This is a genomic window from Paenibacillus sp. FSL R7-0128 (assembly GCF_038002245.1).
GTDB lineage: Bacteria > Bacillota > Bacilli > Paenibacillales > Paenibacillaceae > Paenibacillus_AQ > Paenibacillus_AQ silagei.
Genome location: NZ_JBBOCD010000001.1, coordinates 3,688,230 through 3,714,091 on the forward strand (window position 1 = coordinate 3,688,230; position 25,862 = coordinate 3,714,091).

20 protein-coding genes are annotated in these 25,862 nt (G+C 53.6%); 17 read left to right on the forward strand and 3 right to left on the reverse strand.

The annotated features are described in order from the left end of the window. The first annotated feature begins 36 nt into the window (after positions 1-36). The 13 genes from pssA (at position 37) to NST26_RS15325 (ending at position 15,045) form a co-directional block, all read left to right on the forward strand. On the forward strand, positions 37-561 hold the full coding sequence (gene pssA / locus NST26_RS15265; protein WP_340940875.1) for a CDP-diacylglycerol--serine O-phosphatidyltransferase: 525 nt from the start codon (positions 37-39) through the stop codon (positions 559-561). 6 nt (positions 562-567) lie between these two features. Next, positions 568-1,062, forward strand: a complete 495-nt coding sequence (locus NST26_RS15270) for a DedA family protein (RefSeq protein ID WP_036728489.1) — start codon at positions 568-570, stop codon at positions 1,060-1,062. Between the two features lie 125 nt (positions 1,063-1,187). Beyond that, complete coding sequence (locus tag NST26_RS15275) at positions 1,188-4,301, forward strand: GNAT family N-acetyltransferase (RefSeq protein ID WP_340979341.1); 3,114 nt, start codon at positions 1,188-1,190, stop codon at positions 4,299-4,301. A gap of 20 nt (positions 4,302-4,321) precedes the next feature. Next, positions 4,322-5,194 (forward strand): amidohydrolase family protein, encoded by an 873-nt coding sequence (locus NST26_RS15280; protein WP_340953063.1) that lies wholly within the window; start codon positions 4,322-4,324, stop codon positions 5,192-5,194. Between the two features lie 574 nt (positions 5,195-5,768). Then, positions 5,769-6,524, forward strand: a complete 756-nt coding sequence (locus NST26_RS15285; protein WP_340953061.1) for an alpha/beta fold hydrolase — start codon at positions 5,769-5,771, stop codon at positions 6,522-6,524. A 36-nt stretch (positions 6,525-6,560) separates the two neighbouring features. Beyond that, positions 6,561-7,688, forward strand: coding sequence for an NAD(P)/FAD-dependent oxidoreductase (locus tag NST26_RS15290; protein WP_340979342.1), 1,128 nt, complete (start codon positions 6,561-6,563; stop codon positions 7,686-7,688). A gap of 140 nt (positions 7,689-7,828) precedes the next feature. Then, positions 7,829-9,448 carry an ABC transporter substrate-binding protein gene (locus NST26_RS15295; RefSeq protein WP_340979343.1) on the forward strand — a complete coding sequence of 540 codons (1,620 nt, stop codon included), beginning with the start codon at positions 7,829-7,831 and terminating at the stop codon, positions 9,446-9,448. Further along, positions 9,445-10,434 carry an ABC transporter permease gene (locus NST26_RS15300; protein WP_340979344.1) on the forward strand — a complete coding sequence of 330 codons (990 nt, stop codon included), beginning with the start codon at positions 9,445-9,447 and terminating at the stop codon, positions 10,432-10,434. Before NST26_RS15295 ends, NST26_RS15300 begins: the two co-directional genes overlap by 4 nt. Beyond that, on the forward strand, positions 10,431-11,300 hold the full coding sequence (locus NST26_RS15305) for an ABC transporter permease (RefSeq protein WP_340979345.1): 870 nt from the start codon (positions 10,431-10,433) through the stop codon (positions 11,298-11,300). The genes NST26_RS15300 and NST26_RS15305 overlap by 4 nt, the downstream gene beginning before the upstream one ends. Beyond that, positions 11,297-12,061, forward strand: a complete 765-nt coding sequence (locus tag NST26_RS15310) for an ABC transporter ATP-binding protein (protein ID WP_340979346.1) — start codon at positions 11,297-11,299, stop codon at positions 12,059-12,061. The genes NST26_RS15305 and NST26_RS15310 overlap by 4 nt, the downstream gene beginning before the upstream one ends. Further along, the gene (locus NST26_RS15315; RefSeq protein WP_209870602.1) at positions 12,052-12,804 is read left to right on the forward strand and encodes an ABC transporter ATP-binding protein; all 753 of its coding nucleotides are present in this window, start codon (positions 12,052-12,054) and stop codon (positions 12,802-12,804) included. The genes NST26_RS15310 and NST26_RS15315 overlap by 10 nt, the downstream gene beginning before the upstream one ends. Before the next feature lie 25 nt (positions 12,805-12,829). After that, on the forward strand, positions 12,830-13,894 hold the full coding sequence (locus NST26_RS15320; RefSeq protein WP_340979347.1) for a pyridoxal-phosphate-dependent aminotransferase family protein: 1,065 nt from the start codon (positions 12,830-12,832) through the stop codon (positions 13,892-13,894). Continuing rightward, the gene (locus tag NST26_RS15325; RefSeq protein ID WP_340979348.1) at positions 13,891-15,045 is read left to right on the forward strand and encodes an amidohydrolase family protein; all 1,155 of its coding nucleotides are present in this window, start codon (positions 13,891-13,893) and stop codon (positions 15,043-15,045) included. Before NST26_RS15320 ends, NST26_RS15325 begins: the two co-directional genes overlap by 4 nt. Positions 15,046-15,438: 393 nt before the next feature. On the opposite strand, the gene NST26_RS15330 is transcribed toward NST26_RS15325, so the two are convergent. Next, a complete protein-coding gene (locus NST26_RS15330; RefSeq protein WP_340953032.1) occupies positions 15,439-16,383 on the reverse strand; it encodes a hypothetical protein in 945 nt (314 codons plus the stop codon). Positions 16,384-16,761: 378 nt separating this feature from the next. On the opposite strand from NST26_RS15330, the gene NST26_RS15335 reads away from it, so the two are divergent. Together NST26_RS15335 and NST26_RS15340 are read left to right on the forward strand one after the other, a co-directional pair. Next, entirely contained in the window at positions 16,762-17,613 is an 852-nt protein-coding gene (locus NST26_RS15335; protein ID WP_340979349.1) for an HAD family hydrolase, read from the forward strand. 300 nt (positions 17,614-17,913) lie between these two features. Beyond that, the gene (locus NST26_RS15340; protein ID WP_340979350.1) at positions 17,914-19,395 is read left to right on the forward strand and encodes an Lsa family ABC-F type ribosomal protection protein; all 1,482 of its coding nucleotides are present in this window, start codon (positions 17,914-17,916) and stop codon (positions 19,393-19,395) included. A gap of 7 nt (positions 19,396-19,402) precedes the next feature. On the opposite strand, the gene NST26_RS15345 is transcribed toward NST26_RS15340, so the two are convergent. Continuing rightward, entirely contained in the window at positions 19,403-20,320 is a 918-nt protein-coding gene (locus NST26_RS15345; RefSeq protein WP_339256662.1) for an AraC family transcriptional regulator, read from the reverse strand. A gap of 179 nt (positions 20,321-20,499) precedes the next feature. Here NST26_RS15345 and NST26_RS15350 point away from each other — a divergent pair, with 179 nt between their 5' ends. Together NST26_RS15350 and NST26_RS15355 are read left to right on the forward strand one after the other, a co-directional pair. Continuing rightward, positions 20,500-21,480, forward strand: a complete 981-nt coding sequence (locus NST26_RS15350) for an aldo/keto reductase (RefSeq protein WP_036728450.1) — start codon at positions 20,500-20,502, stop codon at positions 21,478-21,480. Positions 21,481-21,731: 251 nt separating this feature from the next. Next, complete coding sequence (locus NST26_RS15355) at positions 21,732-24,542, forward strand: beta-glucuronidase (RefSeq protein WP_340979351.1); 2,811 nt, start codon at positions 21,732-21,734, stop codon at positions 24,540-24,542. 348 nt (positions 24,543-24,890) lie between these two features. Here NST26_RS15355 and NST26_RS15360 read toward each other — a convergent pair whose 3' ends face one another. Further along, on the reverse strand, positions 24,891-25,796 hold the full coding sequence (locus tag NST26_RS15360; protein ID WP_339256670.1) for a LysR family transcriptional regulator: 906 nt from the start codon (positions 25,794-25,796) through the stop codon (positions 24,891-24,893). Positions 25,797-25,862 lie beyond the last annotated feature (66 nt).

Genomic DNA, 25,862 nt, shown 5'->3' on the forward strand with positions numbered 1-25,862 from the left:
CCCCATTACTAACTTGTCAGGAAAGGAGTGAACAGCATGAAATGGAGCTGGCTGCCTTCAATGTGCACATTGGGAAACCTGGGCTTCGGATCAATTTCCCTGCTATTCACGATTGAAGAACGTTATGATCTTGCTTTATTAATGATACTGCTGGCTGCGATTTGCGATGTTATGGACGGACTGCTCGCCCGGATGCTGCATTGCACCAGTGATTTCGGCAAACAACTGGACTCTTTGGCGGATATTATTTCTTTTGGTATTGCTCCCGTCTTTCTTATTCTGTTATACCGGCTGGAGAACGTGCAGTGGGTCGGACCTGTCGCTGCGGTCGCATTCCTGATCTGCGGGGCGCTGCGGCTGGCCAGATTCAATATCTCGGCTCCTTCCAAGGGCTTCGTGGGCATGCCGATTACGGCAGCCGGATTGCTTCTGTCGATGACCACACTTATAGGTGAGCGGCTGAAGCCGGAAATGGTCATTTTAATTATGGGACTGTTGTCCATACTGATGATAAGCAGGGTTCCGTTCCCTTCGTTCAAAAAATTCGTTAACAGGAAGTGATTGTTCATGCCATGGGTCATCGAGATGATCTCACAATACGGTTATATAGCTATATTCGCGCTGCTGGCGCTGGGGCTTGTCGGACTTCCCGTTCCCGATGAGCTGCTGACGCTGTTCGTTGGCTATCTATCCTCTACCATGGTGCTGGATTTTTCGCTTTCGGTTCTGGTCTGTTTCATAGGTTCGATTACAGGCATGCTAATCAGCTATACCATCGGTCTCAGAGTGGGGCAGCCTGTCGTGGACCGGTACGGGAAATGGGTAGGCCTGACGCCCAAAAGATTCGCCTATGTCAAACGCTGGTTTTTCCGGTTCGGCAACTGGACGATATTCATCGCTTATTTTGTTCCGGGCATCCGGCATGTGACAAGCTACATCTCCGGCATCAGTGCCATGTCCTTCCGAAAATACTTAATGGTCACCCTGGCTGGTGCCTTTATCTGGTCACTCCTGTTTGTCTCGATCGGTTATCTGATCGGTTCGAGGCTAACCTTTGCTTGAGTTAAGTAATAATCTTTTATAATCAAACAGGAACTTACAGCAGCTTAACGTTCTGTTATATACTGCAAGTAGTATTTATTGCTATGAAGCTAGGAATTATAGCGATCCGAGGAGGTATGACTGTAATGCTCGAATTACAAGAGATCAAGATTGAAGAATATGTGCCGGTGAAGCACGCCGCTTCTATTGCCGATATGTGGAACAGAAGCGCAGAGAGCTGGGGCGGAGACGGAGCGTACCGGACAGAGGAAAGTGTGCTGCGGGAACACGAGAACAGCCCCATGCTCAAGTTGTTCCTGGCGGTAAGCGGCTCAGAGGTCATCGGATATTGCAGCTTCTCTCACTATAAAGAGGATACCGGGGCGCTCTATATCGCTCTGCTCAATGTGAGACCGGATTACCATGGACGCAAGGTGGGCAAGGCGCTGGTAAGGCGTTCGATTGAAGAGACGATTAAGCTGGGCTGGCCGCGGCTGGATCTCTATACGTGGCCCGGTAATGTCAAGGCGGTGCCTACGTATAAGAAAAGCGGGTTCTTCTGGGAGAACCGGGATGACACGACTCACCTGATGAACTTCATTCCCTCGGTGCTTCAGACCGGAGCGGTGAAGTCTTATTTCGAGAAGATAGACTGGTATAACGACAGCATCCGTGAGATCAAGGTGGAGCCTGATGGTCATGGGGAAAACGGCTTCGACTATTTTACATATGAATGGCTGAAGGATGGCCTGTCGCTGAAAATGGAATATGAGCGGACAGGCCGCGGCCTGCGCCTCATTGAAACGGAGGATTACCGGATACAGGTAACGATTCCTGCGCAGCATGAGCTGCCGTTTGGAGCTGAATACCCTGTCATTTATGAAGCCGTTAATAAAAGCGGGAAGCCCTTGTCGCTCCAGATTAGCGGTAAAAGCAATGCGCAAATCCGCTTGGAGCTGGAGGCTGCTCAGAATATCGAATCCGAGGCGCGGATCGAAGGCCGCTTCTTCATCCATCCGGTGGAGGAGGAGCAGGATCTCTATCAGACCCATCCTGTGGTGGAGGCAGAACTGCTCATTAACGGCCTGCCTGCCGTATTCAAGCTGGGCATTAAGCCCAAGTTCCCGGTCAAGGTGAAGCTCCAGGTACCGGACAGAACGCTTTTCGCGGGCGAAGAGGTGGAGCTGGATGTGACGGTGGAGAATGAGTACAGCACAGACACCGTGTTCAGCTTCGAGCTGCCGGAGGACGAGATTCTGTCGTTTAGTCAAAAGCAGTACACCGTTGAGGTTCCTGCCAAGAGCCGGAGGACCTTTACCGCAGCGGCCCGGCTGCTCGGGTACGGGATTTGGCACCATTCGGTGAGCATCCGCAGTGCAGAAGAAGGAGCGGCCGCCATCCTGGAACAGGAGCTCAGCCTGGTCTTCACCGGAGCAGAGACGGTCTTCGGCGGCCCGACCGATAAGGACTGGATCATCAGCAATGGCCGCTATTCCGCCGTTCTGAACAAAACGAACCATTGGCTTACTTTTTTTGAGAACCGTAAATACCTCATGAACCTGCCTTATCCGAAGCTTGGACTGCCTTATACGAATGAATTCAATAAATTCTCAGCGCTGGATGTGAAGATCTCCAGGGATCAAGAGGCTATCGTGCTTGAGGCCACTTATGAGGTCGGCATCCGGAAGGGCTTGCTGCTGACGATGGTCGTGAAGCTGTTCGGCAACGGGATTGTCTCCCGTTATTTCAGAATCGACAACCCGCAGGCTACCGAACAAGTGGATGAGCTGGTCTTGAAGGACTGCTTCCGCTTCAACCTGCATGGAGGCGTCATCCCTTACCGCGGCAAATATATAGATCTGAGCGCAGGGGCAGAAGCCTCCGGCATGGATTACTGGGAAGCGCAGGAATTCACGGAGAACTGGATGTTCGCTGCGGATGAAGGCTTCTCCAGAGGGATTAGCTGGCCGTCAGAGCTTAAGCTGATTCAGGACTCTTGGATGCATGCCGTGGAGCATTCCCTGGGGCGGATTCCCGCCGGCGGGCGGAAGGAAACGCAGCCGCTGCGGATCGCTCTGGGAACCTGGGACCATTGGCAGGATTTCCGTGCTTATGCGCTGCAAAGCGGTAACAGGAATGCTGAGGAACTGACCACTACAGAGCAGCTGGAGCTGAGCCTGAATAACGGGAATCCGTTCATGGCTGGAGAGGCTAAGCTTCTCCTTCAGGAGCAGAAGAAGAGCTATCTGGTGGGTGAGATTCGGATCTCTTCCGAAGCAGGCAGCATGGAGGAAGCGCGGTTAACGATTCAAGAGGAAGAGAAGCTCAGAGAAGCGGCTCTGCCGCTGACAGTACCGGCAGGCGCTGCCCCGGATGTGCTGACCCTGCATCTGGATATGGACAGTTATGTGCAGGATCAATCCTTCCTGGTCTTGCCTGTCGCGGATGAACGTGTCCGGCAGGAGAGACTTGTAGCAGAAGGGGCGCAGGTACTGGCTGTAGACAACGGGGTACTGCGGATACAGGCCAGCCCTGACTTTGCACCGGGACTGTTCTCGCTGGTCCATCAGGGCGAGGAATGGCTTGAATCTTCTTTTCCGCAGCCTATAGCGAAATCCTGGTGGAATCCTTGGGTGGGCGGTATTGTCACTCATGCCGAAGACATCGCCCTGCGCAGCTTCATGGAGGAGCCGCTAACGGCTGACTTCGCTGAATTAACCGATAACAAGGGGAACCGCTGGTCTGGTATACGGATGAGCGTCACCATTCAGAAGAATGATAAATACAAAGGACTCGTACTGCATCAATATTACATGCTGCTGCCAGGCGTTCCGGTGCTTGCCTCTACGGTACATGTGGAGCAGAATACAGGCGGCCCGCTATGCCCATTGAAGCTTGAGACTTCAACCTTCTATACTGCCGCCTCAGGCATACAGGATGGAAGAGGATATCTGAAGAACAGCAAGGGTCAAGAGCTGGTATATAAGGCAGGGAGAATACAGTCAGGAGCTAAAAGTTCAAATGGGCTTCTGCAACTGGGTTCTGAGGAGCGGAAGCAACGCTTGACGTTAATTGCAGCACCTGATTCCTCACCTTCTCTTATGGTTAATGCTGTTGCAATATTATCGTATGCGGAAGAGTACCTGCATCTGCAGGATGGCAAAGAGCAGTTCAGCAAGCCGCAATTCTATCTGATCTCGGATCTCCAGGTACCTGAGCAGGCCTATGGCGATCTGCTGTCGATCCGGTTCAAGAAGTGAGTCAGAGAAAGGAAGCTTCTATGAAAATCATTGACGCACATGTGCATTATTCCAATATTGCAGCTTTCCACGAAACGGCGCAGACCTTGGCGCATATCGATTATACCGGCAAGGGACTCCAGGAGGAGTTCCGCCGCAGCGGTGTCATTGCCGGTGTCGGCATGGGAGTGACCGAGACGGTTGCCGGAGCTTTTCCCGATTCCGCTGCCCTGAATCCTATGCTGCTTGACCTGAGCGAGACACTGCCGGACAATCTGTTCACCTGCGTGGGCATTAATCCGCTTACCCTTCATCTGGAGGGGCAGCTTGAAGCACTGGAGCAATCGCTGCAGCGCTCCGATGTCGTTGGCATCAAGCTGTACGCCGGGTATTACCACTTCAATGTGGGGGATGAGATCTATGATCCGGTCTATAAGCTGGCTGCCGCTTACGGCCTCCCGGTGGTCATTCATGGAGGATTGACTTATGCGGACCAGGGATTGTTGAAGTATTCCCATCCGCTGTCCATGGAGGAGACCTTCCTGAAGCACCGGGAGATTACCTTCATGCTCTGCCACCTGGGCGATCCTTGGGTGATGGACACCGCAGCCCTGCTGGAGAAGAACCCTAACCTGTACACAGATCTATCCGGCTGGATTGTCGGCGATCAGGCCAAGGTGGACCGGCTGCTGACCGAGCAGACCTATACCGATCATTTCCGCCGGGCGCTGGTGTTCGCCGAGAAATACGACCGGCTGGTCTTCGGCACCGACTGGCCGCTGGTCCCGCTGGACGCCTACATTCCCTTCGTGAAGCACCTGGTGCCGGAAGCTTATCATGAGGATGTCTTTTATAATAATTCACTCCGCGTGTTCCCTAAGCTTGCGGAGCGGATCAGAGAACTGAATCTATAATGAGATGGGCTGCAAACTTCCCCCGGAATGGTATTCCGGGGGTTTTTAGTTTCGTTTCCACTTGTTGAGTGGGGGCGGGTTACTACTTCTGATGGACGACCTGTGGTAAGCTGAGAGTAGACAGTATCAGCTTTAACACTGTAAGAATGAACCTCAGGGGTGTTAAAGTCTGAGCATGAACGAGCTGATATTGGGGTGGGCGGAGGAAGAATCCATTCTGTTCGTAGCGAATCATTAGCGATAAGTGTATTTTGTACAACTAAAAACAGGGAGACGAAAGGCTTTCCTCTTCTAAGTGTATTTTGTACAACTATATTTGCCGGGATGGGCGAAAATCCAGGTAGAGAAGCATTATATTTGCACGAAATACAACTAAACGGAGATTTGGCGGCGCATCAGACGTTTTAGTTGTATAAATTGCATTTAAGCCTACCCTTTGCATCCTAATTGGGGTGGAGTAAACCCTCAGCAGCGATTAGTTAAAGTAATTTTCATAAGTTGAAATCTCATGAGCTAGTAGTTTGTAGCCCGTTAAGCAATCAATTGTTGCTAGAAGTTGAGAGGGAGGGGTATTATGCCATACATACAGGTACACGATCTTGAAATGTTCTATGAACAGATGGGCACCGGGGAACCGGTAATCTTCCTGCACAGTCATTATTCCCGCAGCATGCTGGCCTTCAGCAGCCAGGTTCTGGACTTCCAGAGCCATTACAGTTGTTACTTCCCTGATCTTAGAGGGCATGGCAGGACCCGCTGCCGGGATCTGGACTGGTCTACTCCACGAATAGCTGAGGATGTCGCTGGATTCATGGATAGGATGAACATTGAACGGGCACATCTTATTGGATATAGTATGGGCGCGGGCGTAGGGCTGTACCTGGCGGTGAATCATCCGGGACGGATTGCTACGCTTACTACGATTGGAACCAGCGGATTCTGTGAACCGGCTGGAGCCGGAGAATACGAGCCTGAACAGCTGCTGGCGAATCAGCAGCAAGCCTTCATAGATCAGATGATGGAGAGGCATCAGGAGGCCCATCAGGGGAATTGGCAATACTATCTGCGGCAAACGGTGCAGGACTGGATCAGATACCCGGATCTCACGGAGGAGCAACTGGGCAGTATAACCTGCCCGGCACTGCTAATTTCAGGGGAACATGACCCGTTCGCGGGAGAGGATAGAACCGTGAAGCTAGCTTCCCTCCTTACGGATGCAAGGACGCTGATCGTTCAGGGAGCGGGGCACCGCCCGCATATGTTAAGGGAACAGCCCATTCTGGTGAACGATACGATTCTTGAATTCCTTGCACACAACCCTATCCACTAACACAAGGGGATGTACACATCCAGAAAGGACGTACAGATGAAGAAAGTCATCGTGATCGGAGCAGGGATTCTCGGAGCCTCGGCAGCTTACCAGTTAGCAGTGATGGGCGCAGAGGTGCTGATTATAGACCGTCAAGACCCTGGACAAGCAACGGATGCAGCGGCAGGCATCATCTGTCCCTGGCTGTCGCAGCGGCGCAATCAGGCCTGGTACCGGCTGGCGAAGGCGGGGGCGCGGTTCTATCCTGAGCTGATTAGCCAGCTTAAGGAAGGCGGCGAAGCGCATACCGGTTATGCCAGGGTTGGAGCGCTTAGTATACATACGGATGAGAGCAAGCTCGACAGAATAGAAGAGCGGGCACGGATGCGGCTGGCAGATGCCCCGGAGATCGGAGTCATCACGCGGCTTAGCGCAGGGCAGACCCGTGAACGCTTCCCGCTGCTGGCGGAAGGATATGCCTCGGTTCATATTAGTGGAGCTGCCCGAGTGGATGGCCGCGCCTTGCGGGACGCTCTGCTTCATTCTGCGCAGCAGCAGGGGGCGGTCATGATAAGCGGTGACGCTGCGCTTGCCTTTGAACCGGGCCGGGTCACCGGAGTCAACGCAGGAGGACACTATTATCCGGCGGATGAAGTTATTATCTGTGCAGGCGCATGGGCGAACCCGCTGCTCATGCCGCTGGGCATTGACTTCAAGGTGAGCTACCAGAAGGGGCAGATCATGCATTTGCAGGTATCTGACCAACAAGATACGGAAGTCTGGCCGGTGGTGATCCCGCCAAGCGATCAATATCTGCTCGCTTTTGCCCGGCAGCAGATTGTTATCGGAGCTACTCATGAGAATGACGTAGAAGGATATAATACCAGAGTGACCGCCGGCGGGATGCAGGAGATTCTGACTAAAGGACTGGAAGTAGCGCCTGGACTGGCGGACGGTACTTATAGTGAAGTGAGGGTCGGCTTCCGTCCGTTCACTCCGGGATTTCTGCCGGTCATAGGGGCTGTCCCCGGGTGGAGCGGAGTCCTTGCGGCCAATGGTCTGGGAGCTTCAGGACTTACGATGGGGCCGTATATCGGTTATCAGCTGGCGAAGCTGGCACTCGGCAGAGAGCCTGATCTGGAGCTGGACGATTATAGCCTTCAGAGAGCCATAACGGGCGGATGATTACGAATACATTTCCTTCATTGGAACATTATGATTTAATTCGGCTTGCCGGATGAATTTTTGTTTGACAGAAGTGAAGGTCTGATCCATAATACAATCCATACTAAACATATATGATTTATAGGAAGGGTGGATCACACGTGATTAATTTAAAAGCTTCTATGAGAAAAACAGCAGGGCTGGGCACACTTGCGGTATTGTTCGTATCGCTGCTTGCCGGCTGCTCCGGGTCTGCCAATCCTGCGGATTCCAATAATGGGGCTAAGGCCAGTACGGCTCCAGCGGCAACAGAAAGTGCAAGCACAACAGAGCCTGCAACTGGAGGCACCTTCGTGTATGGCCGCCCGGCTTCCGTAACGTCGTTTGATCTGCATAACCAGATTACATCGAATAACGCATTCGCGATTGATAAAGTGTTTGAGTCACTGGTTGCTTTTGACAGCAAGGGTGAAATTACGGATCAGCTGGCAGCCTCGCATACGATCAGCGAAGACGGCTTAACTTATACGTTCGTACTCCGTGACGGCCTGAAGTTCTCGAACGGTACGCCGGTGACCGCAGAGGATGCGGTATTCTCCCTCCAGCGGCATCTGAAGGTTGGCGGTCCCCTGGCCATCTCGGCCAAGGTAGATACGGTGAAGGCACAGGATGAGAAGACACTCGTAATCACGCTAAAAGAACCCTACACCCCGTTCATCTCGGAGTTGTCGAACTTCTCGAACGGGATCATCCCGAATAACTTCGGCGGAGTGAGCGAAGAGGAATTCTTCAAGAAGCCGGTAGGGACCGGGCCATTCGTGATCGAGACATGGGACCCGGCAGGTGATGTGACCTTCACCAAGAATACTAACTACTGGAAGGAAGGTAAGCCTTATATCGACAAGCTCGTCTATAAGCTGATCCAGGACGACAGTCAGGCCATTAACCAGCTTAAAGCCGGGGCAGTGAATGCAGTTGAAGCCCTGTCACTACAGAATGCGGGCGAGATCAAGGACGGTGCAGACACCACAGTAGTAACGAACGGCAGCTGGGTGACAGAACAGCTCTTCTTCAACACACTGGATAAGCACTTCTCCGATGTGCATGTCCGCCGGGCACTGGCACTGGCGCTTGACCGTGACGGACTGACCAAGGCCTTGACCTTCGGCTATGCACAGACTGCGACTTCGCTGCTGCCAACTACGATTCCTTACAATGCCAATGATAAGATCAAGGCACTGAGCTTCGATCCGGCGGCTGCCAAGGCAGAGCTGGCCAAATCGGCCTTCCCTGACGGATTCTCCACCAAGCTGCTGGTGGCTTCGGGCAACAGCACCCGGGCCCAGGAAGCCCAGATTATCCAGGCCGCCGGACAGGCGATCGGGATCAAGATTGAGATTGAATCGGTGGAGCTGGCCACCTTCCGTGAACGCTTCTTCGCTTATGATTTCGCGGCGATGCTGAACAGCGGTCAGGCGGATTCCCCGGAAGCGAACTCGATCTTGGCGTTCCAGACCGACCCGGAAGGCTTCAGCAAATCGTACTGGACGCATTACACGAATGAGAAGGTAACCAAGCTGCTGTATGAAGGCCAGAAGACAGCTGATGGTGAAGGACGGGCTACGATCTACACCGAGCTTTTACAGACGCTTGCCGATGAAGTTCCTTACATTCCGCTGTACTATCCGGATATCCTGATCGGCGCACGGTCTTCTGTAGACGGACTTGTGGTTCTGCCTAACGGCAGCATCCGTCTGGAAGATGTCCGACTAGCTAAATGATGAAATCCAAGCTGACCCTAAGCGGTGCAGCTGGAAACAACGGTTCTTACAAGTGGCTGGCCTTAGCCCTTGTAAGAGCCTTACTTGTTATCCTCTGCGTAATGACGGCGGTCTTTTTCCTGATTCGAATTGTACCCGGTGACCCCGCCAAAATGATTCTAGGTGAATACAGCACACCTGAAGCGCTTAAGAATATGCACCACACACTGGGACTGGATCTCTCCTTATGGGATCAGTTCACCCGGTTCGTGAAGCTGCTGTTCACTCAGGGAGATACCGGAAACTCTATTATTGCCGGCACCTCGTCGAGAGAGCTGATTGCAGAGCGTGCTCCGGTCACACTACTGCTGATTGTAATTGCTTCGGTGCTTGCGATAATTGTAGCCCTTCTGCTGGCAACGGTTGCTGCCACCCACAAGGACAAGCTGCTCGACCATCTGATCCGCATTATTCCAGCGGTCACCCTTGGGATGCCGGTCTTCTGGGTTGGGATTCTGTTCATTCTGTTCTTTAGTGTGCGGCTGGGCTGGTTCCCTGTAGGGGGAATCGGAGAGGGATGGTCGGGTACGCTCCATAGTCTGGTGCTTCCGGCGGTCACGATTGCTTTTTCACAGATTCCTACGCTGGTCCGCTCGCTGCGTGCGCAAATGCTGGAGGTGCTGGAATCCGAATTCGTGGTCACTCTCCGTGCAGCTGGAATCCCGTCCAGAGTCATCCTGTTCAAGCATGTGCTGCGCAATTCGGCATTGCCGACCCTGATGCTGCTGGGAGTGAATGTGTCCTACCTGATCGGGGGAACGCTCGTTGTGGAGCAGGTCTTCGGGATCAAGGGCATTGGCAGCCTGTTGTTCACCTCCATCTCGAATAGAGATTTTCCGGTGATTCAGGGGATTGCGCTCTATTGTGCACTGGCTGTTGTAATTATCAGTCTGCTAATCGAAATTATCTCCGGGTGGCTTGATCCCAGAACGAAGGGGAAATCATGAATACTATACAGATAGATACAACCCTGCCGGACCTCGGGAAGCCCGCAAGCGGACTCCGAAGAGTACTGAACACCCCGTCACTGCTGATCGGAATCATTATGTTCACTATACTTATACTGCTCGCCATATTCATTCCTTATTTAAGTCCGTACAACCCGACGGAGCAGAATCTGAGCGCCTTTCTGCAGCCGCCTTCCGCTGCCCACTGGCTCGGTACCGACCAGCTTGGCCGTGATTTGTTCACCAGATTGATCTATGCCGCCCGAACGGATCTGACGATCATGGTGCTGGCTGAGATTATTCCGTTCTGCACGGGCGTCATGCTGGGCATGATTTCGGGGTACTATGGCAAATGGACCGATAGAATTATAGCGCTGATCACGGACACTTTTATTGCCTTTCCGTTCTATCTGATCGTCATTATCGTGGCCTTCGCCAGCGGGGCAGGGGAGCGCGGAATCTATATTACCTTCATTCTCGTGGGCTGGATTGTATTCGCCCGTGTGGTCAGAGGACTCAGCGCATCCTTCCGGAAGCAGGAATGGATCGCCTCGGCGCAGACGCTAGGTCTGCCCGGACACCGCATCCTTCTGCGCCATCTTCTGCCGAATGTACTGCCACAAGCCGTTGTCGTGCTGATGACGGATATGATCGGACTCCTGGTAGCCATCGTTACGCTGGGTTATCTGGGCATCGGGATTGCCCCGCCTACGCCGGACTGGGGAACGATGATCGCAGACGGACAGCCCTTCATTACTACAGCCTGGTGGCTGTCGGCGGTTCCCGGCTTCGCAGTTGTGTATACGGGAATTGCGTTGTCTCTCCTGGGAGACGGACTGGCCGATATCTGGAGGAGAAAAGGATGACAACACAACCTGTGCTTGAACTCGAAACACTGACACTCGCGAACCCGTCCACAGAAATTCTGGTCAACAGCGTCAGCTTCTCCCTTGAACACGGTGAAAGCCTGGGACTAGTCGGCGAATCCGGCTCCGGCAAATCGCTGACACTGCGGGCCATTCTCGGCTTGCTTCCGCGCGGTGTGGAGCAGACCGGGGGAGTGGTCCGCAGCAAAGTAAGCAGTGCCATGGTGTTCCAGGACCCCAGAGGGGCACTGGACCCGCTCTGTCCGGTAGTGAAGCAGCTGACCGAGGTTGTCTATTACAGACAGAGAACCAGTCTGAAGGCTGCGCGGCGCATCGCCCTGGAGCTGCTTGAACGGCTCGGTCTTCCAGATTCTCTGAAGAGAACTGACCGCTACCCGGGGCAGCTCTCCGGCGGCCAGTGCCAGCGTGTCGTCATTGCTCTGGCGCTGGCCTGCAAGCCGGGCATTCTGCTCTGCGATGAGCCGACTACGGCGCTGGATGTGACGGTTCAGCGCCAGATTATAGATACGATTACGAGTCTGCAGCAGGAGCTGGGCTTCGCTATGGTCTTTGTGACCCACAACCTGGCGATTGCCGCCAATCTCTGCTCCAGACTGGTTGTAATGAAGCAGGGCCGGATCATTGAGCAAGGCGAGACACATAGCCTGTTGCGGCATCCGGCTGAGGCTTATACACAGATGCTAATGGATTCGGTGCTCCCTCTGCCGGAGCTGGAAGGAGGCGGGGGCTCGTGGAAGTAGCACTACAGGTGCAGGATATAACCGTCCGTTATGGCGGGTTCACCGCCCTCGATCAGATCCGGTTGGAGCTTGCGCGGCATACCACGCTGGGGCTTGTCGGTGAGTCCGGCTCCGGGAAGTCTACGCTGGCCCGGGTCATTGCCGGACTGATCACTCCGGATGAAGGACAGCTTCTGCTGGGTGCGGAGCCGTTAGGCAAGAAGCGGAGCAAGGCGCAGCATAAACAGATTCAGATGATCTTTCAGAACCCGGATTCTTCGCTGAATCCCCGGCATACTGTCCGGCAGATTCTGGCGGAAGCCTTGCTGTTCCACCGGATTGTAGAGCGTTCGCAGGTTGAGCGCAGAAGTAAGGAGCTGCTTAGCCGGGTGCAGCTGGATGCCAAATCTCTGGACAGATATCCGCATGAATTCTCCGGAGGCCAGCGCCAGCGGATCGCCATTGCCCGCGCGCTTAGCGTGGAGCCTAGTCTGCTGATCGCCGATGAGCCTACCAGCGCACTGGATGTCTCAGTGCAGCGCAGCGTGCTGGAGCTATTCCATACGCTGCAAGCCGAGCTTAATCTGACGATGCTGTTCATCTCCCATGATCTGGGAGTCATTCATGCCGTCAGCGATACCGTCGCTGTGATGCGTCAGGGGCAGCTGGTCGAGGTGAATTCGAAGGATGAATTCTTCGTCCGGCCCCAGCATGAATACAGCCGGGAGCTATTGTCTGCGGTGCCCAAGATGCCGCAATATTGAACATTCATACCATCAGGAGGATTATATGAACCGTCAAATTACAGGATTCGTACCACTCACGCTATCTGAGCTGGACACATTAACACAGCAGCTATCCCGGCTATTAGGGACACAGCATCCTCCGGTAATCATTCCGGGGGAGGCGATTCTAGGCATTGAGGCGGTAGCAGCAGGAATTGCTGCGCCGGGACGTACGATTCTGAACGTAGTGACCGGACCTTACGGCAGCTTGTTCGGGGAATGGCTTACGCGCGGCGGGGCTACCGTTAAGGAAGTGAAGGTTCCCTTCGACCAGGTGGTTACAGTAGAGGAAGTGGCCGCAGCGATTGAGCAGCATCAGCCGGTTGCGATTTCTTTGGTGCAGGCAGAGGTGGTTACAGGCGGCTCGAACCCTGCGGAGGAGATCTTCAAGCTGGCCCGCAGGCATAACCTGATTACGGTAACGGATTCCGTGTCGGCTGTCGGGGGAGAGGCGCTGTCTGTGGATGAGTGGGCGGTGGATTTCGCTGTAATGGGTGCGCAAAAAGCGCTCGCCGGTCCTAACGGAATCAGCGCGGTCAGTATTTCTCCCCGCGGCTGGGCCTTCCTGGAGTCGAACGAACGGGCTCCGCGCAATTCCATTCTGTCCTTGCTGGATCTGCAGCCGTCCCCGGACGGAGCAGCGCCGCTCCGCGTCCCGCCGAATATCCCGGTCCTGGAAGCCAGAGCTCTAATCGAAGCCCTGGAGGCTGTTGCCGAAGAGGGACTGCCCCAGGTTATCCAGCGGCATGAACGTGCGGCGGCCTCTGCTGTCGCAGGGGTCGCGGAGCTTGGGCTTGCGCCTTGGCAGAAGGACAGCAGTCATTATTCCACGCTGACTACGACTGTTCGGATTGACGAGCAGCCGCTTCTGCTGATCAAGCAGCCTGTCGGTATCGTAGCTCCCGGGGACGGGGAATTATTCGGTCAATTGCTGCGGATCAATCATTTCGGAACGAATGCCAGCCGGGAGAGTGTCGAAGCAGCAGTGCAGACGCTGGCCAGACTGCTGAAGCTGGATGCTGAACCGGCAGTGCAGGCCGTCCGCCAGGTCTGGAGGGAAGCGGAATGATCCTTAAGCAGCCGCAATTTCAGGCATACACTGGAATCCATATTGCAGGCACCCAGGGGAAACGCTTCGATATCGAGATTACGAACGGGCGGTTCACCGCAGTGGCAGAAGTAGGTCCGCACCCGGAACAGGCGGAAGGCTCCCGGCAGCAGCAGCTATGGATCAGTCCGGGCATTCTGGATCTGCACACCCATCTGGCCTGGACCGACTTTGATCATGACGACCAACTCCGGCGGGACCCCCGCGAGATTGAGGTGATGCAGGCGGAGGCCTTCGCCGCTACCTTGCGGACGGGAGTAACTACAGCCCGCGATGCCGGCGGTATTCTGCCTGCCACGATCCGGCATCTCGTGAAGTATTACCAGCAGCCGCTGCGGGTAGAGACCAGCAGTGAAATGCTGGGAGCTTCCGATGCCAAGGGGATTAAGCATCTGGAGAACCGCCTGACGGAGATCTACGCGACCGGGGCAGGCTGGGTCAAAATCATGGCAACCGGCGGTCTTGGCGCACCTACCGAGAAGGTTACGGAGCCGAATTTCTCCGGGGAGGAATTCGCCTTCATCGTCCGTCATGCCCATGCGAACGGGAAGAAGGTATTGGTGCATACCTGGGGCGGGGTGACGATTGACTGGTCCATTCAGGCCGGTGTGGAATCTATTGAACACGGGATGTTCATGACCTGGGATCAGGCCGGGAGACTTGCCGAATCCGGCGTGGCTTACGTGCCGACCACTTCAATCTACCGGATCGCCGCCGATCCGAAGGGAGTGCTGGCGTTAAGTCCGCTCATCTGTGAACGGGCCGCCCGGGCCGCTGATGCTCATGCCATCGCGCTCGGATATGCCAGGGAGGCAGGGGTGCGGCTGGGCTTCGGCACCGATTACGCTACGCCTGCGCTGCATGGCTACAACCTGCAGGAATTCGACACGCTGCTGGACTACGGCCTGAGCCGGGCGGAGGTCTGGCGGTCAGCTACAGAAGACGCAGCGGCGATACTTGGAAGCGGCCATGAGCTGGGCCGGATTGCGGAAGGCTATATTGCCGATGCCGTCATCTACGCCGCCGATCCTTATCAGGCCAAGAATGCGGATCAACTGCGCACAAGCATTGTTACGGTCATTACTGGAGCGCAGGAAGAGGATTTGGTGTAGCAGGATTGTTGTATACGAAGGGGGCTGTCCCAAAAGTCATGAAATGCTGCTTGGGATAGCTCTTTATTTTGGATTAGAATCAACGTGAGCACTTGGGTGAACGCTCCGCAAACAGAACGTTGTTCCAATCGCTGTTGTGTCCAGATTTCTTTTATTCCCCCTTAGCGGTGAAAATCCGGACAAAGGCGAACGCTTCGCTTTTCCACAATCATTCTGCCCGCTCCGCTGTTTAAGCGAAAATTGATTCTTCCATCCTTAAAAAGCAAACAAAGAAATCGCTCATTTTGGTAAATGGAGGTACCACCCAACCATTCCCAAAGGAGCGATTTCTTTGTACATTCAATATTTCATAAACCAACTTTGCTTACCTATTGACCCATACCCATTAACCATTCACAGCTCAGTATACTGCTTAACCGCTTGATCCAGGTAGGCTGCTACCTCAGGGCTCTTTTTATTTCCGGCAGCATCGAGCAGCGGCATCAGCTGGGCCAGAATATTCAGCACCTTATTGTCACCCGGCCCCTCCATCAGGGCTTGGTCGTAGGCCCGGCGCAGCTCAGGGTCGAGTTCATTCGTGTCGTAATCGTAGGCTGGGGTGTTATCCGAGCCGAGCAGTACTAGTGGAACCGTATAAGACATTTCATTGCGGATGGCCGCGGTCCGGTTCGACTTCGGATAATCTTGGACGTAATCGCTCATGATGGCCGCTCTGCCGATCAATTCATCCCAAGTGATCACGATACCCGCATCGAAGGTAGACGGCTTGTTGCTCTCCGTTGCCATGATATCAATATACGCGGCGATATCCTTGCTGACATAGGGTTTGAAGACCTTGAAGCCTTCATAATGCATAACCGGATAATACATGCCTTCGCTTGACTCCAGCTTATAGCCTTTATCCCAAATCTCTTCAATCAGCTTGCGGACCGCAGGCGCTTTAACCCGCTTTAGAATCTCCGTATAGGTCATGTCGTTGTTAATTTCGGCATCCATTAGCGCTTTTTGCACAGCATCTGTATATAGCTTCTCAGAGAACCGCTCAAGCCCCGCCTTCTGGGCATTTTCCAATTGAAGGGTCATTACCGTGCCGTACCAGGATCCAACTTTGGAGATATGGTTCATAAGATATTTGCGTGCCTGTGCGAGGCTTGCGGGATTGCTGGCATATTTGCGGAACTGGTTGTAGACCGTCTGGGCATCAGTTGTGGATGCCGACGCTGCAACTACGGGCTGTCCACCAACGCCTGCAATCACTGTACCGCCGGCCAGAGTCAGAGCTGTACCGAGCAGCACCGCTCTTGCTGTTTTTGCTAAGGATTCTGGTAATGTTCTCATTATGTACCTCCTAATGGGATAAGGTTTGCTGGTAACGCCTATATAAGAAGCACTAAAGAAATTAACGAAAAGCAAAAAGAAGCGGAGGGGAAATTTGGAACTGGAGGAGCGATAGCGACCGCCTTTGTGTTTGGATTTCTACCGCGAGGAGCGGTTTAAATAAAGAAATCCAAACACAACAGTGGCCGGAAGTCCAAATGTTCACCGCAGTGACGACCAAGCTTAGAGTTCAAACCTAAAGTGTATCTTATCTATCCTATTTATTTGGACAGATCCGGAATGGATGAATCGGGCGACTCATATGAAATAACGCTTGACTTGGAACGCATTTCATAACCTATAGTTCAGTGGAAGACTAGACAAAGGGGAGAAGAGGATATGAATCAGACCAGCAGAAAGATTATTTTCATCGATATTGACGGAACGCTTCTCATGGAGAATGGAATAGTCCCGGAATCGGCAGTGCAGGCATGCAAGCAGGCACGGAAGAACGGGCATTTGCTGTACCTGTGCACCGGACGCTCCAAGGCTGAAATCTATGATTATATCTGGGAGATCGGGTTCGACGGGTTGATTGGAGCGGCCGGCGGATATGTGGAGAGCGGTGGCGAAATGCTTTATCATAAAAAAGTGACCCCGGAGGATGCGAAGCATTTGATCGATTATTTTAACGCGAACGGGGTCGATTTCATTCTGGAATCCAATACGGCGCTTCACGGCAGCCGCCATTTACAATCGCATCTGGAACGCAGAATCTATGGAGACTTGCTGAATGACCCCGAGGCGCAGGAGAGAAAACGGCAATCGCCCCATCCCTATATCGCAACACTCACTTACGGGGACGAGGAGTTATATCTGGATGATGTCAACAAGGTATGCTTCTTGGAGAGCAGCCTGCCCTTTCAGCAGATTCAGGAGGAATTACAGGACCGGTTCACGGCGATTCAGTGCTCCATCCCGATCTTCGGGGAGAACAGCGGGGAGCTGATGATGCCTGGCGTTCATAAAGCTGCGGCTATTGCCGATGTCCTGCAGCATTTGAATATCCCCCTGGAGGACAGTATGGCGATTGGCGACGGACTTAACGATCTGGAGATGCTGGAATATGTCCAGGTGGGGATTGCCATGGGCAATGCCCGCGAGCCGCTCAAAGCAATTGCCGATGATATCACCGATTCTATTGAGAACGATGGACTGTACAATTGCTTCCTGAAGCAAGGACTGATCTGACTAACGGGTTGATCTCCGGGAAGACTCGTGTTAAAATGCACTTAATTAAGCGATTGGAGTTGAAGAGTATCGTGCGGACATTTCTTGCGTAATGTGACCAATAAACAAGCGTTATTTGTGGCGCGCAATTTATGGTTGATATGCAGGAAGGGTCTGCCTCTTTTCACTCTGGTCCAAATATCCTTATTCAAGTCCGCCTGGACATAAGTGTCCAGGGATAGGATTTGCTGTGTTTATTTGAGCTGCTGGAGGAGAACCTTCTTGCAGCTTTTATTTTTGTAAATACAGGAGGATACGTGTATGTCTTTGATTAATGTGAGCAAGCTGACTTTTGCCTATGAAGGCACTTACGATAATATTTTTGAGAATGTGAGCTTTCAGCTGGATACAGATTGGAAATTGGGCTTCACCGGACGCAACGGCCGCGGCAAAACAACCTTCCTGAACCTGCTGCTTGGCAAATATGAGTACAGCGGGACGATCTCCGCGCAGGTGGGCTTCGAGTATTTCCCATTTGCGGTGGCTGACCCTGCGGCTCTGACCGTGGATGTCATGCAGGAGATCGACCCGGAGATGGAGCACTGGAAGCTGATGCGCGAGCTGTCGCTGCTGCGGGTGTCCGAGGATACGCTGTACCGGCCGTTTGAATCGCTGTCGAACGGGGAGCAGACGAAGGTGCTGCTGGCCGCCCTGTTCGCGCGCGAGAACCAGTTCCTGCTCATAGACGAGCCGACGAACCATCTGGATGCGAAGGGCCGGAGGCTGGTCAGTGACTATCTCCGTACGAAGAGCGGGTATATTCTGGTGTCGCATGACCGTGCTTTTCTCGATAACTGTGTGGACCATATCTTGTCGATTAACAAGACCAATATTGAGATCCAGAAGGGCAACTTCAGCAGCTGGTGGGAGAACAAGTCCAGACAGGATCAGTTCGAGCTGGCGGAGGATGAGAAGCTGCGGAAGGACATCAAGCGCTTATCGGACTCCGCCAAAAGAACGGGCGGCTGGTCGCATGAAGTCGAGAAAACCAAGAATGGCACACTGAATTCCGGATCAAAAGTGGATAAAGGCTATATCGGCCATAAGGCCGCCAAGATGATGAAGCGCTCCAAGTCGATTCAGCAGCGGCAGGAATCCGCCATCGCGGAGAAGTCGAAGCTGCTGCGTAATCTGGAGAGCGCGGACAGTCTGAAAATTGCACAGCTTCCTTATCATAAGCAGCAATTGGTAGAGCTGGAGGATCTGTCGATCCGCTATGACGACAAAACGGTATGCTCTGGTGTTAGCTTCGCTCTGGAACAAGGGGACCGGATCTCCCTCTCTGGCAGCAACGGCTCAGGCAAATCAAGCATTCTGAAGCTGATCTGCGGGGAGGACATAAACTATACCGGCCACTTCGCACGGGACAGCCAGTTGTCTATCTCTTATGTATCCCAGGATACTTCGCAGCTCAAGGGCAGCCTGAGTGAGTATGCGCGAGAGCAGGGGATCGACGAGAGCCTGTTCAAGTCGATTCTGCGGAAGCTCGATTTCTCACGGCTGCAATTCGAGAAGGATATGTCCACCTACAGCGGCGGGCAGAAGAAAAAGGTGCTGATTGCCGCCAGCCTCAGCGAGCAGGTGCATCTGCACATCTGGGATGAGCCGCTGAACTTCATCGATGTCATCTCCCGGATGCAGATCGAGGAGCTGCTGCTGGAATATACACCGACGATCCTGTTTGTGGAGCATGACCGCGAATTCTGCGCGAATATCGCGACTAAGCAGGTTGTACTCGACTAAGCAGGTATCAAATCTGTACCGGAAGCTCAAATTGTTCCTTCAACCGCTTGATGTCGGCCCGCGGGGGAGCGCCAAACATACGGGAATATTCCCGGCTGAACTGTGAGGCGCTCTCATAGCCGACCCGGAAGGCAACATCGGCTGCATCTGCAGACTCGGCTAATAGCAGGCGGCGAGCCTCCTGCAGGCGCAGCTGCTTCTGGAACTGGATCGGGCTCATAGCCGTAACTTCCTTGAAGTTGCGGTGGAATGCGGAGACGCTCATATTGGCGATATCGGCCAGCTCGTCGATCCGCAGAGCCTGTTCGCTATGGCTGACAATCTGCTCAATTGCTTCCCTGATCCGGTAAGTGCTGCTGCCTTCCATGGCAATCTGGGCCAGCGTTACCCCATATGGTCCCTGCAGCAGTTTATACAGAATTTCCTTAGTATATAGAGGGGCAAGGAACGGGATGTCTTTGGGAGTATTGAGCAACCGCGCCAGACGGAGAAGCGCATCCAGCAGATCCGTGTCGATGTGTCCGACGAATAAGGCACGCCGGGCATTCTCCCGGGGGAGAATCTGCAGCTGCGATTCATGGAGGACCTCCAGAATCTGGTTTTGCGTGAATTCCATTTTGAAGCTTAAATAGGGAACCTCCGGGGACGCCTTAATCACTTGTCCCACTACCGGCAGGTTCATTGAAGCCACCAGGAAATCAGAAGAGGTATATACAAAATGCTCCTGAGCCAGCATAATCTCCTTCACGCCTTGGGTAATGAAGCAGAAACACGGGTTATATACCCGGTAAGCAGGCTCACTCGCCTGGGAGTAACGGATGAATTGCAGTGCAGGCACGGCCGTTTCATGAGCGCCGTCCCGGCCGGTATGCCGCTCAATCAGCCGGCACAGCTCAAGCTTTTGCGTTACGATAGCTTCAGTCACTTGAGAGCCTCCTTAGTTTCATATGGTTTCATTATAGGGCATATCCGGCGGGAGTGTTAATGAGAACGGTAGGATTAGGCAATCATTCGCGACTATTGTGATAACGCTAATCCATTATCTGTTGCACAATAAGAGAGACTGATATATACACTATTCTCAGGAAAGCAGGGAACAAGCGAATGGAATATACAAAAATGGGCAACACCGGCCTTGATGTCTCCAGACTGTGCCTGGGCTGTATGAGCTTTGGCGATGCCAAGCGCTGGGTGCACCCTTGGGTGCTGGATGAAGAGCAGAGCCGGACGATGATCCGTACCGCACTGGACCTTGGCATTAATTTCTTCGATACGGCCAATGTCTATTCTGACGGCACGAGTGAAGAAATGCTCGGACGGGCTTTGAAGGACATGACTGCCAGGGATGAGGTGGTGATTGCGACCAAAGTATTCTTCCCTATGCGAACCGGACCGAACGGCGGGGGCTTGTCCCGCAAAGCAATTATGAGCGAGATCGACCACAGCCTGAAGCGGCTGGGAACTGATTACGTTGATCTGTACCAGATTCACCGCTGGGATTATACTACGCCGATTGAAGAAACGATGGAAGCCCTGCATGATGTGGTGAAGGCGGGAAAAGCCCGCTACATTGGCGCTTCCGCCATGTATGCCTGGCAGTTCCAGAAGGCGCTGCATGTTGCTGATATGAACGGCTGGACCCGGTTCGTCTCCATGCAGAACCATCTGAATCTCATCTATCGTGAAGAGGAACGTGAGATGCTCCCGCTCTGTAAGGAAGAGGGCATTGCGGTCATCCCCTACAGCCCCTTGGCTTCTGGCCGGCTAACCCGGGACTGGGCGGAATCTACGCTGCGCTCGGAAACGGATCAGGTACAGAGATCCAAATACGATGCTACAGCCGACAAGGACCGCCTGATTGTCGAGCAGGTAGCTGCCATTGCGGCGGAGCGCGGAGTTCCGCGCATCCATGTTGCACTGGCCTGGCTGCTGCAGAAACAGCCGGTCACTGCGCCGATTATCGGGGCGACGAAGCTGTCGCATATTACCGATGCGGTGGGAGCGTTATCCCTTCAGCTGACAGCTGAAGAGATTGCCCGGCTGGAAGAGCACTACGTGCCGCATGCTATCGTTGGTGCGCTTTGAAAATTTCCATTCAGTAGACAACTGAATCAGCTTCATCCATTGAGCGCGTGCCGGTATGATCCGGCATGCGCTTTTTGCTGGAGCAGGAAACAGCCCTGCTCAGGGAGAAACTAACAGGAAGCCGGGAAATGCTGCCGGAGCGTTTGATTAAGGATTTGACTGGAAGCTGGATGCACAGTGATGAACTGCTGGATTCATGGCGGCATCTGGCCGCAAGAGTATAGAGATTACCATGATTAGGAGTGATAATTGTGCTGTCAAAGATCAGCCTTGAAGGCGAATGGAAGCTGCAACTGGAAGAGAAGGGGCAAGGACTGGTGCTACCTTTTACCGATGTAATTATGCTGCCGGGAACTACCTCCTTCGCCCGTAAAGGGCCGAAGAATGAGGAGATTCTGGTAGGCGCTCTGACGGATGAATTCCGTTATGAAGGACCGGTCTGGTACTCCAGAGAGGTTGGGATTCCGGAAGAGCTGGCAGGTAAGCGCTGCTGCTTATATCTGGAACGTACAAGGCTTACCACCCTCTGGCTGGACGGTCAGGAGATCGGCAGCCGCGACAGCTTGAATACTCCGCATGTATATGAGCTGCCGCAGCTGCAGCCCGGGAGTCATACGCTTATTATCCGGGTGGACAACACCGGCTATCCGACCAAAGGCGGGCATATGACCTCGCCGGACACCCAGACCAACTGGAACGGAATTACCGGGCGGATGGAGCTGCAGTTCTATGGGGAAGCCCGGATTAGCGGCATCCGGCTAAAGTCTGATCTGCCTGCACGTTCGGTGCAGATCTCGGCAACGCTGGAGAGCATGCAAGGTGCTACACTCGCGGTATCTGCTAATAGCTTCAATAGTGAGATAACACATTACGTAGAGGAACAGGAATATGTCATCGCACCGGGTCCGTTCACTATAGACTATGCACTGGGTCCCGATGCGCTGCTGTGGAGTGAATTCGCTCCCCATCTGTATACTGTCAGCCTTGTTCTCAAGGGCAGCGATGGCATTACCGTGGACCGGCAGGAGGTGATCTTTGGGCTTAAGTCATTCCGGGCTGAGGGGGACAAGTTCACCATTAATGGGGAAAAGACTTTTCTGCGCGGCAAGCATGACGGCCTGATCTTCCCGCTCATCGGCTATGCTCCTACAGACGCCCGAGAGTGGGTGCGGATTCTGGGTATTGCGAAGTCCTACGGCATTAACCACTACCGCTTCCATACCTGCTGTCCGCCGGAAGCAGCCTTCACCGCTGCCGATCTGCTCGGGATCTACATGCAGCCGGAGCTGCCGTTCTGGGGAACCATTACTGTAGATACCGATGAAGGGCATAATCAGGCAGAGCAGGACTATCTGATCAGCGAAGGATACGCTATCCTGCGGGAATTCGGCAATCATCCTTCCTTCGTCATGATGTCGCTAGGCAATGAGTTATGGGGCAGCAAGGAGCGGATTGATTCATTCCTGAAGGACTACAAGGCATTCGATGACCGGCCGTTATACACCCAAGGCTCCAATAATCATCAATGGGTGCCGGAGGTGCTGGAGCATGACGATTTCTTCAGCGGTGTGCGCTTCACCCGGGACAGGCTGTTCAGAGGCTCCTATGCCATGTGCGATGCTCCGCTTGGTCATGTCCAGACTTTGCTGCCAAGTACAATGAAGGACTACGACGATCAGATTATTCCGCCGGGCTTCGGGAGCAGTGAAGGAGTGTCCGTCGAGGCAGGCGGCGAGATCCTGATCCAGTACGGTACCGAAGCCAAGGCTGTACAATCCGGCAGTGAGTCCGGTGAATGGATACCACAGGTTCCGGTAATCTCGCATGAGATCGGACAATATGCTACGTTTCCGGATTTTGAGGAAATAGGGAAGTACACAGGCCCGCTGAAGGCCGGGAACTTCGTCATCTTCCGCGAACGGCTGGAGAGTAAGGGGCTTGGACATCTGGCCGATGCATACTTCAAAAGCTCAGGCCAGCTCGCTGTCGCTTGCTACAAGGAAGAGCTTGAGGCTGCCTTCCGTTCCCGCCGGCTAGCGGGGTTCCAGCTTCTGGATCTCCAGGATTTCAGCGGCCAGGGTACAGCATTGGTAGGTGTTCTGGATGCCTTCATGGATTCCAAGGGGCTGATCAGCCCGGAAGAGTGGCGGACCTTCTGTAATGATGCTGTGCTGCTGGCAAGATTCCCTAAATACAACTACGGCGCCGGGGAGACCTTCGAGGCCCATGTGGAGCTGAGCTGCTTCCGCAGCGGCATGCCGGATGCCATTGAGCTGCACTGGGAGCTTGCGGTTGAAGGGGGAGCCCGGACAACGGGCTCAGCCGGAGCCTTTATTCCTGCCGGAACCCACTACATTGACATTTGTGATCTGGCGATTGAGCTTCCGGCGGTTGACCGGATGAGCCGTGCGGAGCTGGCGCTTCGGGTCCAAGGAACCGATATCCGCAAAAGCTACGACTTGTGGATATATCCTGAGCAGAGGGATAACCCGCTTGAAGCTGAAGGCATCTATGTGTTCACAGAGCTGTCTGAGGAGGCAGTCTCCCTGCTGGAGCAAGGCGGCAACGTGCTGCTGATGCCGGAGCCGGAGTCGGTTCAGAACGGAATTGAAGGCTATTATTGCACGGATTTCTGGTGCTACCCGATGTTCCGCTCGATCTCGGAGAGCATGAACCGGCCGGTTCCCATCGGTACGATGGGCCTGCTGATCGATAACGGGCATCCGGTGCTGCGCGATTTCCCGAGTGAAGCGCATTCCACCTACCCGTGGTGGACTATCGCCCAGCATTCCAAATCGCTTATCATGGATGAGGCGGACCGCAGCTGGGATCCCATCGTACAGACCATCGATAATTTCGAGCGTAATCACAAGCTAAGTTTCCTCACAGAGTGCAGCGTAGGTAACGGTAATCTGCTGCTGTGTGTACTGGATGCCGCTAAGGTGAGCCGGACCACTGAAGGCAGACAATTCTTGACCAGCATAGCCGGTTATATGAATTCTGCTGATTTCCAGCCGCAATACCAGGCAACCATTGAAGAGCTTCGGGCATTGATTCGTTAAAAGACTGGGTAGAGCTGTCCCACAGCCGTGAAGCGGCTGGTTGGGGCAGCTCTTTAGAATGCGGAAGCCTCGTTTGAAGCTAATATTCGGAGATAGGTGTATTCCGTGCAATTAAAACTAGCAAAAAGGAAGGCATTCTGCTTCTAACTGTAGTTTGTACAACTAAAATTGCCCGAATGAGCGAAAACCCGGCTGTGAGGGAATTTTAAATGTACCTTCTACAACTAAACATACTATCGGTAGAAAATCGGATGCTTTAGCTGTACAGATTGCAATTAAGCCCAACTGTGTACCTTTACCAGACGCTCGGCAAACCCTCAGCTTGTAGTGGGTTAATGTGTTAATGGGTTATTGTATTACTCGCAAGGCTAAATCTGCTACCTCCCTAGTTTCCCGAATATACTCCAGGAACCTTCTGGAGGCGGGGGACAGATAATGGTCCCGCCGCCATTGCAGGCCCACCTCCCATTCCCAGCCCGGTTCCTGGATGGGAATCCAGACCAGGCCGTCAAGCATCAGTCCGAGCGTCTGCGGAAGTACGGAGACGCCGAGCCCGGCTTTGATGAAGCCGGCCACAGTAATCAAATCCTCAGCGTCATAGGTGGAGGCCAGCTCGAAATTAGTATTTTGGAAGAGGGAGGTGATTGTGCTCTTGAGTCCGCAATTCGTCTTCAGTCCGACAAACGGCTCACCCGACAGCTCGAACAGACTCAATGAGGAGCGCGAGGCGAACCGGTGGGAACTGGAGACCACAATATAAATCGGTAATCTGCGAAACACCATCCATTCCTTATTCTCCGCCGTAGTCTCTCTGGACGTAATCAGCATATCCGAGGTCCCGTTATCCAGCGCTTCGTCGATATCCCCGTGATTCCCCTGATACAGATCAAACCGCACCTTCGGATGGTCTGCCTGATAGTCTCTGATAAGCGATGGAATCAGGTCCACGCCAAGAATATTCAGATAAGACAGATGAACGGTTCCGCTCTCCGCATTGGCCGACTCCTCAATCTCCCGCACACCATTCCCGATACTGCGCAGCGCTTCTTCGACCCGTGAACTGAACATAACCCCATAGCGGTTCAACTGGACATTGCGGCCCTTACGCTCGAATAAAGGAACCCCCAGTTCGCTTTCCAGTTTGGAAATCGCATGGCTCAAGGCAGGCTGCGTAATTCGCAGCGCTTTGGACGCTGAGGTCATATGCTCAAGCCGGGCTACGGTCAGAAAGTACTCCAATTGTGTAAGCTCCATGCAGGCAGCCTCCTTTATATATTAATATTATTCATGATTTTAATGAAAATAATAAATTAGACGCTC

Coding starts and splice junctions, on each gene's coding strand:
- pssA (WP_340940875.1), top strand. CDS start 37: ATGAAATGGAGCTGGCTGCCTTCAATGTGCACATTGGGAAACCTGGGC.
- NST26_RS15270 (WP_036728489.1), top strand. CDS start 568: ATGCCATGGGTCATCGAGATGATCTCACAATACGGTTATATAGCTATA.
- NST26_RS15275 (WP_340979341.1), top strand. CDS start 1,188: ATGCTCGAATTACAAGAGATCAAGATTGAAGAATATGTGCCGGTGAAG.
- NST26_RS15280 (WP_340953063.1), top strand. CDS start 4,322: ATGAAAATCATTGACGCACATGTGCATTATTCCAATATTGCAGCTTTC.
- NST26_RS15285 (WP_340953061.1), top strand. CDS start 5,769: ATGCCATACATACAGGTACACGATCTTGAAATGTTCTATGAACAGATG.
- NST26_RS15290 (WP_340979342.1), top strand. CDS start 6,561: ATGAAGAAAGTCATCGTGATCGGAGCAGGGATTCTCGGAGCCTCGGCA.
- NST26_RS15300 (WP_340979344.1), top strand. CDS start 9,445: ATGATGAAATCCAAGCTGACCCTAAGCGGTGCAGCTGGAAACAACGGT.
- NST26_RS15305 (WP_340979345.1), top strand. CDS start 10,431: ATGAATACTATACAGATAGATACAACCCTGCCGGACCTCGGGAAGCCC.
- NST26_RS15310 (WP_340979346.1), top strand. CDS start 11,297: ATGACAACACAACCTGTGCTTGAACTCGAAACACTGACACTCGCGAAC.
- NST26_RS15320 (WP_340979347.1), top strand. CDS start 12,830: ATGAACCGTCAAATTACAGGATTCGTACCACTCACGCTATCTGAGCTG.
- NST26_RS15325 (WP_340979348.1), top strand. CDS start 13,891: ATGATCCTTAAGCAGCCGCAATTTCAGGCATACACTGGAATCCATATT.
- NST26_RS15330 (WP_340953032.1), bottom strand. CDS start 16,383: ATGAGAACATTACCAGAATCCTTAGCAAAAACAGCAAGAGCGGTGCTG.
- NST26_RS15335 (WP_340979349.1), top strand. CDS start 16,762: ATGAATCAGACCAGCAGAAAGATTATTTTCATCGATATTGACGGAACG.
- NST26_RS15340 (WP_340979350.1), top strand. CDS start 17,914: ATGTCTTTGATTAATGTGAGCAAGCTGACTTTTGCCTATGAAGGCACT.
- NST26_RS15350 (WP_036728450.1), top strand. CDS start 20,500: ATGGAATATACAAAAATGGGCAACACCGGCCTTGATGTCTCCAGACTG.
- NST26_RS15360 (WP_339256670.1), bottom strand. CDS start 25,796: ATGGAGCTTACACAATTGGAGTACTTTCTGACCGTAGCCCGGCTTGAG.